Source organism: bacterium (genome assembly GCA_019695335.1).
In the GTDB taxonomy this organism is placed as follows: Bacteria; CLD3; CLD3; order SB21; family SB21; genus JABWBZ01.
This window is the reverse complement of the sequence record JAIBAF010000099.1, coordinates 1-8251: the sequence shown is the minus strand read 5'-3', so window position 1 is coordinate 8251 and position 8251 is coordinate 1. Positions and strand designations below refer to the sequence as shown.

At 44.4% G+C, this 8251-nt stretch carries 7 protein-coding genes; all 7 read right to left on the bottom strand.

All coding sequences use genetic code 11. The annotated features are described in order from the left end of the window. Nucleotides 1–739 (bottom strand): Holliday junction branch migration DNA helicase RuvB (ruvB, locus tag K1X84_16090; protein MBX7153149.1); only part of this gene is annotated, 739 nt, incomplete at its 3' end. A 41-nt stretch (nt 740–780) separates the two neighbouring features. Continuing rightward, entirely contained in the window at nt 781–1812 is a 1032-nt protein-coding gene (gene lpxD / locus K1X84_16085) for a UDP-3-O-(3-hydroxymyristoyl)glucosamine N-acyltransferase (GenBank protein ID MBX7153148.1), read from the bottom strand. A gap of 70 nt (nt 1813–1882) precedes the next feature. After that, entirely contained in the window at nt 1883–2428 is a 546-nt protein-coding gene (locus K1X84_16080) for an OmpH family outer membrane protein (protein ID MBX7153147.1), read from the bottom strand. A 27-nt stretch (nt 2429–2455) separates the two neighbouring features. Next, nucleotides 2456–3148, bottom strand: coding sequence for an OmpH family outer membrane protein (locus K1X84_16075; GenBank protein ID MBX7153146.1), 693 nt, complete (start codon nt 3146–3148; stop codon nt 2456–2458). 9 nt (nt 3149–3157) lie between these two features. After that, entirely contained in the window at nt 3158–5515 is a 2358-nt protein-coding gene (gene bamA / locus K1X84_16070) for an outer membrane protein assembly factor BamA (protein ID MBX7153145.1), read from the bottom strand. A 70-nt stretch (nt 5516–5585) separates the two neighbouring features. Then, nucleotides 5586–6407, bottom strand: a complete 822-nt coding sequence (locus tag K1X84_16065) for an isoprenyl transferase (GenBank protein MBX7153144.1) — start codon at nt 6405–6407, stop codon at nt 5586–5588. Between the two features lie 204 nt (nt 6408–6611). Further along, the coding region (locus K1X84_16060; GenBank protein ID MBX7153143.1) for an acetate--CoA ligase family protein at nt 6612–8251 on the bottom strand (1640 nt) is incomplete at its 5' end.

Sequence of the window (8251 nt, the reverse complement as noted above, 5' to 3'; positions counted from 1 at the left end):
CATGCAATGCAAAATCAGCAATACTTTTATCGATAATTGATTTTTGCTGAACCTGCGCAAAATCGCGAGTACGTTTTAAAAGACGATTGGCGATCCGAGGCGTTCCGCGCGAACGTTTGGCAATTTCAGCCGCGCCGTTCTTTTCGATATCAACTTTTAAGATGTCAGCAGACCGGGTGACGACACGTGCGAGATCGTTGTCGTTATAATAATCAAGACGACAGGTGATGCCGAAGCGTGAACGCAGCGGCGCCGTGATCAGTCCGGCACGCGTCGTCGCACCGATCAAAGTAAAGTGGGGAAGCGTCAATTGAATCGTGCGCGCGCTAGGACCTTTGTCGATCACGATGTCGAGCATGTAATCTTCCATGGCTGAATATAAATATTCTTCGACCACCGGATTGAGCCTGTGAATTTCATCAATAAACAACACATCCCGTTCTTCCAAATTGGTTAAAATACCGGCCAGATCACCGGCTTTGTCCAGAACGGGCCCGGACGTCGTACGAATTTGCACGCCTAATTCGTGGGCAACAATGTGCGATAAAGTAGTCTTGCCGAGACCCGGAGGGCCTGATAATAAAACGTGATCGAGCGCATCGTTGCGCAGTCGTGCGGCTTCAATGAATACTTTCAGATTGTCGAGAATTTTTTTCTGACCGACAAACTCGTCAAACCGTGAAGGCCGTAACGAAAGATCAATGTCCACATCTTCCGATTGTTTTTTAGGGCGGATCATCTCATTCTCGTGTTCGTGCAAGGGCATGAAATTTCTCCAAATTATTCAGCGCGTTTTTTTTTCGCTTTAATCGATTCTAAAATTTTTGGTATTTGACTGATATGAGCTTCACGTTTCATCGCTTCGGAATGTTCGCGGGCAGGATACCCTGATACGGTTTGGCCTTCTTCAATCGAGCCAATGACGCCAGCCTGAGCTCCGATGGTGACGCGGTTGCCAATTTCAATATGTCCGACGATGCCGGCTTGCCCGGCTATAATAACATGGTCGCCGATCGTCGTACTTCCCGCGATGCCTGCCTGCGCTGCAATAAGGGTATGTTCGCCAATTACAACATTATGTGCAATTTGAACCAAATTGTCAATTTTCGTTCCTTTTTTGATGCGTGTTTCCCCGAGCGTCCCGCGTGCGATACAACAATTGGCGCCAATTTCCACATCGTCCTCGATTATAACTTTTCCGATATGTGGAATTTTTATATGAACGCCTTCTTTAGAATAAAATCCGAATCCGTCACTGCCAATGACCGTGCCGGAATGAATGATAACGTTGTTTCCTATTTCAGTATTAGGATATACCGTTACATTGGGATCAAGATGTACACCACGGCCGATTTTAGAATTTTGGCCGATGAAACATCCTTTGGCAATAACGGCACTGTCATCAATAGAGGTTTTTTTTTCGATTTCACAAAAAGCACCGATAAAAACTTTTTCGCCTATTTTTGCCTCCGGATGTACGATGGCGGTATGATGAATTGCTTGCTCAGTAAACTCATTAGGATAGAAAAACTCAATCGTTTGACGTAAGGCCTCATAAGCCTGATCCACAACCATATAGCTGATGCGCTCACTCGTTAAAAAATGCTTAAGTTGATCATTAAATAATAGTCTTGCAACGATCCAAGCCTTGGAACGGATACGGTCTTTTTTGTTGATTGTTTTTTTCTCAAGAATCAAAATGACTTGGTCATCATTCTTTGTAAAAGGTTCGGCCACGCCTTTTATGATTCGATCATCACCAAGGAGCGTCGAATGAAGGTGTTTTGCCAAATCTGATAAATAAATGCTCATATAATCAAAATAAAAAATGGAAACCCTGATGGATTTCCATTAAAATACAAAAAACGATTGGATTCAAAAACTATTTTTTTGTGCCGCTGTCTTTTTCAGTAGCCATCTTGACTAACTCATCGATGGTTTTCTGAGTAAGGTCAAGCTTCGTATCGGAAGCAAGGATGATCCCATACGCTGAATCGAGCATAATATCCAGGTTCTCGGCTTTACGAACATTATCAACGGCTTTTTTAATTTTTTCCAGGATCGGTTTCATCAGCTCTTGCTGTTTGGCATATAATTCTTCCTGGAATTTTTGTTGCGATGATTGAACGAGGTACGCAAGTTCCTGAATGCCTTTTTCAATCGCTTTTTTAGCGCCGTCTTTAAGAAGCGGATTGTCTTTCACATTTTTGACATAGTCTTCCTGAGAATTGGCCAGCGAGTCCTGCAAGTACTGGAACTGTGCGTACATTTTTTCCTGTTCGGTCTGCATTTGCGTCTGCACGGCTTGAGTCTCTTTTAATGAGCCCAACAGTTTTTGGGAGTCGACATAGCCAACTTTAGATTGCGCTACGATCGAGCTTGCAGCCAATAGCATGACTCCAGTAATGGACAAGATGATTTTTTTCACAATGAGGTCTCCTTTTATGGTAATGAATTATTGATCGATTTTATCTTTGACCGGCGTATCAACGTTATCGTTGTCTTTCTTTTTATTGTTGATTGTATCTTTGCCGGATTTTTTTACGGTTTCAGTTCCAGATTTACGATTGGTATCCTGTTTATAAATATTTGTATTGGTTGTCTGTTGTTCTTTAACGATCAAGCCGACAGAACTAAGTTCTTCAATGACAAAACCGGTTACGTCAAACCGCTTATCGATCGATACCGGATTTCCAGCCGAAATATCGAACAATACATCGTATTTTTCACGAATACGGACGTTATCGATCGCTTTCCGAATCTTATCAACCATCGGTTGAAGCAGTTCCTGTTGCTTTTTGTACAATTCACCTTTGATCGGTGAAAATTTTTGTTCCTGGAATGCCGTGATTTTATGTTTCCGATCGTCGATGTTTTTCTGAAGCATGTCACGGCTTGACTTGGTCAATGTGATACTCAGTGTTTCCATATCTTTTTCCATCATGGCTACCGTATCTTGCATTGTTTCCAACTGTTGATTCCAGTCGGAAGCCAGTTTCTGAAGTTCAAGTTGAATATCGTCGGCCGTTTTTACTTGCGAAACCAGGTATTGAAAATCTACATACCCGATCTTACCTGATTGAGCGATCGTTTTGTCCGTCAACGATAGCGATAACACAACAATGGTGCAAGCAAATAAAGTTTTCAATGGATCCTCTTAGAATTGTTGTCCTAACTGAAAGTGAAATTTGGGATAACCCGATTTTTTATTTCGTTTGTCCAAACCATAGCCAATGTCCAGCCCGATCACACCAACCAGCGGCATGAACAAGCGGAATCCGTATCCGACCGAGCGTTTAAGGCGAAAAGGGTCGGTTGCCGCTAGCGATGGGAAAACATTTCCGGCTTCTGCGAAAGCAAGAATATACATTGTTGGGCTTGGGATGAGTTGTAAACGTAATTCGGTTGAGTATTTGAACATCGTTGCACCGCCGATAGCATAACCGCTGTTGTCCTGCGGACCGACGTTACGACCACCGTAGCCGCGAAGTTGAATCGATCCGATATCCAACGCACCGCCGCCCATATAAAAGCGATCACCGGTCGGAATTTCTTCGACTGACGAGTTTTTACGAAATGTCCGAGCGTATCCCATTTGAAATTCATTGAATAATACAAATGACCAGAAAGCCGAATAATAGTTTTGTGCGCTGAATGTATACTTATTGTAATTCTTTGGCAAAACGCGTACAAAATTGGGATAACCGACGGTGTCAATGGATACAATACCTACTTCGGCCGTTAACGTGTATACTGAACCTGAGCGCGGAAACTCGGCGGCATCACGGCTGTCGCGTTGGATGGCTTGCGCGAACGAAACGCTTTGCTGAACGCCGTACGGAAATACGCTTGACGGAGTTTGTCCCGGAACCGGTTTGAGTTTTGAATTAGCATAACTGACGGACCAACTTGCCGCAAAAAAATCATCCGGCCATTTCAGACGGCGGCCAAAGGTGATTGATCCGCCATAACTTGTCGCCTGGTAATTATACAATTCTGCTCGGCGGTCGCCGTCGTGCGAATAATATAAACTCGCTCCGAAGGATGTTCGCGTGTCGAATAGGTATGGTTCATTAAATCCAACTGAAAAAACGCGATAACCTTGACCGCCTAATTGAAGATTTAAGCTGACGGCCTGGCCATTGCCCAGGAAATTATTAAATGCGACGCCCGCAGAACCGACGAGGCCGTCCTGGCCGCTATAACCCATCGACAAATTAGCCGTATCGGTCGGTTTTTCGGTAACCGTGACAATGACGTTTACTTTGTCCGGACCAACAGGCTGAACATCCGGAATCACATTTTCAAAATAATTCAACACCATTAAATTACGCTGAGTACGAATAAGCGCGTCGCGGCTGAAAGTTTCGCCCGGATATGCGACCACTTCACGACGAATCACTTTTTCTTTGGTTTTCGTATTATTACGAATTTCAACTTTGTCGATGGCAACGGGACTACCTTCCGTTACAACGAAATCAATATTCAGCGTATCTTTACTGGTTGGTTTTTCGATTGGAACGATCTGGGCATAAATATAGCCGCGATCGTAGTAAAGTGCCTGGACGCGTTCCTGCATCGAGCGGTCGTATTTTTCCTGGTCGAATACATCGCCGCGGTCAAATCCTAACGCCGCCGTTAGTTCGCGATTACTGAATAAGGTGTTGCCGGCCCACGTGATATCGCCGATATAATATTTAACGCCTTCTTCAACCCAGATATCAATAAAAAGATCTTTATTGTTTTTGCCGTAATAGACGGAATCTTTTACTACGACAACGTCCCGAAAACCATGTTTTTTATAGAATGCGATTAATTTCTTTAAATCCTCATGATATTTTTTTTCATCAAAATCGCCGCTTTTAAACCATTTGAAAAATCCCGTTTTGGATTTAGTGTCATCGAAGGTGCCGCGTAACTTCCCGTCGCTGAAAGAATCGTTTCCATTAAAATTAATTCCCCGAATTTTAACTTTGCTGCCTTCGTCGATTTTGATCTTTAAAAGCACTTTGCCGGTATCCGAAGTAGAGGCGTACGATTTTATATCGACTTGAGCATTCAGATAGCCTTTGGTGGCGTATAATTTTCTGATTTTTTCTGCAGCCTTTTTAATATGCTGTGGGCTGACCGTCTGCGACGTATAAAGCCCGATCTGGCCGCGGATATCTTTTTCATCGATTTCGTCTTGTCCTGAGATTTCCATCGATTCCAGGCGCGGATATTCTTGCACCGCAATGATAACCGCAATACCGCCTTCAGCCGGTTCGCCGTATACCTGGATATCTTTGAACACGTTCATTTCCCATAAGTTTTCGATGGCGCGTTGAACGTCGTCAATGCCGAACTCGTTGCCGACGGAAAGACCCGATGCAATAATAACCAGATCGGCGTCGGATTTAATATTGCCTTCGATTTTGATCGAAGCGATTTTAGGTTTTCCCTGTGAAGCGTTTTGTCCGAAAAGGGTAGGGAATACGCTGAACATCAGAAAGAACGCAAGAAAACATTGCCTCATTGAGTAAACCGTTTTTATTTAAAATTAATGATTATTACCGTATGAATGCATTGCCGTGAATGCATGTAAACTATTTTGCTGCCATGATTTTTTTCGATTCAGCTTTTTTATTTTTTTCCACCGTCACTTGTTCGCTAACTTTGCCAAAACGGCGCTCGCGTTTTTGATAATCACGGATGGCGTCGAATAAATGCGGTTTACGGAAATCAGGCCAAAAGGTGTCCGTGATATAAATTTCCGAATACGCAATTTGCCAAAGTAGAAAATTACTGACCCGAAATTCCCCGCTTGTTCGAATAACCAAATCGGGTTCAGGCAGATCGGCCGTATTTAAATATTTAGTGAACAAAGCTTCGTTAATGTCGTCGACGTTGAATTTATGATGATGTACGTCTCGGGCGATATTTTTGATGGCATCGAGTATTTCAATCCGTGCGCTGTAACTCAACGCCAGATTCAGGATCAATCCGGTATTGTGTTTGGTTTTTTCGACGGCGCCGAGCAATTGTTTCAACGTATCTGCCGGCAATAATTCGATATGCCCGATGGTTTTGACGCGTACATTTTGCTTGTGCAAATTGTTGAGTTCATTATGAATCGTGCGCATGAGTAATTTCATCAGCGCCGAAACTTCCCACGTGGGGCGTTTCCAGTTTTCCTGGCTGAAAGCATAAAGGGTCAAAGCTTTCACGCCGATTTCACCGGCTGCTTCGACCACGTCGCGAACCGATTTGACGCCTTCATTGTGCCCGGCGACTCTCGGTAAACCCCGTTGCTGTGCCCAGCGCCCATTACCATCCATGATAATGGCGATATGGTGGGGAAGATTGCCGTGCTCTAATATTTCGGCTTTCAATTTAGCTAAATCGGAAGCCAACCATTTTTTAGTGATGGATTTTGAAGAAGCGCCGGAATGATTATTATTGCCGTGAGACACTCATTACACCGAATTAATTGCATAATCGATTTTCTAAAAGCGGCAAAATATAGCGATTGAGGTATACAATTGCAATAAAATAAACAGATTATCTATGCAGCGAATGATCAAGTCATACCTGATTTAGACGTTCAAAAAGGCAAAAAGTCGAACGATAGGTTAGATCAAACTGATTCTCGCATCGACGACTTTGCATTTTTCTTTCTCATGAAAAGCAAGCAGAGGATTGATATCGATTTCACGGATCTCCGGGAAATCGGTGACCAATTGCGATAGCCGTTGTAATGCTTCAGCGATGGCTTCGATATTGACCGGCATCTGCCCGCGAACACCGGTAAGTAAGGGATAACCTTTGATGCTTTTGATCATGTCGTGTGCTTCCAGGTCGGTGATCGGCGCGATACTGAAGCTCACGTCTTTGAGCACTTCAACATAGATGCCGCCGAGACCAAACATGATCAGCGCGCCGAAATTTTTGTCAACATTCATGCCGAGCACTAATTCCTTTCCACCTTTGATCATTTCCTGAACCAAAACGCCATCAGGCCGGATATTACGCTCTTTCATTTTTTTCTCGAATTCGGCAAACGCATCGGCTATTTCTTTTTCCGTACGAAGATCAATTTTTACGCCGCCTACATCTGATTTATGCGTGAGATCGGCAGCGAGCAATTTGAGAACAACCGGACCATTGGATTTTTTGGAAAATTCAATAGCCTGCTCCAATCCCTTTTCATCAAGCGGTACCGTTGTGTATGCAGGTAAAGGAAAGTGGTAGGCATTCAAAATGGATGTGACTTCGGAGAATGAAAGCTGTTTTCGTTTTTCCGCTTTTGCGCGCAAAAAAATTTGTTCGACAGTCGTTTTATCAACGTCGAATGTCCGGAGAGTGCCTTCCGGTGTATCACGCCAGCGGCGATATTGATCCATCGCATTGAGTGCATACACAGTATGTTCAGGGAAAAAATAAACCGGAATTTTATTGTGTCTTAATAGCGCAATGGCCTGGCGTCCTTCCTGCTGACCCATAAAACAGGACAACACAGGTTTATCCGCGTATTGCCGGTGCATATCGACGATGGTTTGCGCGACAGCGTTGGCGGTGATCATGATCGGAGGAACGAAAATGGCGATGACTGCGTCGACATTAGGATCGCGCAAAACAGCTTCCAAAGCTATTTTATAACGATGTTCGTCTGCGCTGGCAATAAGATCGACCGGATTATTAGCGCTGGCTTCAGGCGGTAAATGCTGACGCAAATGTTGTTTGGTAGACTCTTCGAGCGTCGCCAACCGCATGCCCGAACTCACCAACGCATCCGTGGCCATAATGGCCGGACCGCCGGCATTGGTCACAATGGCAATGCGATTGTCTTTGGGAAGCGGTTGAGCATCGAATGCTGCGGCAAGATTAAAAAGTTCGTCGATGCTCGAAACCCGGATGACGCCGCATTTTTCGAACATGGCATCGGTCGCGACATCAAGCGATGACGCCAAAGCACCGGTATGTGATGAAGCGGCGGCGGCTCCTTGCAAAGTTCGGCCTGCTTTGACGGAAATGATCGGCTTGGTGCGTGCAATCGATTTGGCGATTTGCGTAAACTTACGCGGATTGCCGAAACTTTCGAGATACATCAGGATCATTTTGGTTTCCGGATCGTCGCGCCAATACTCTAAAAGATCATTGCCGGAAATGTCCGTTTTATTGCCCATACTGGCAAACATTGAAATGCCGAGATTGAGATCACGCGCAATTTCCAAAATGGCTACGCCTAAGGCGCCGCTCTGGGACATAAATC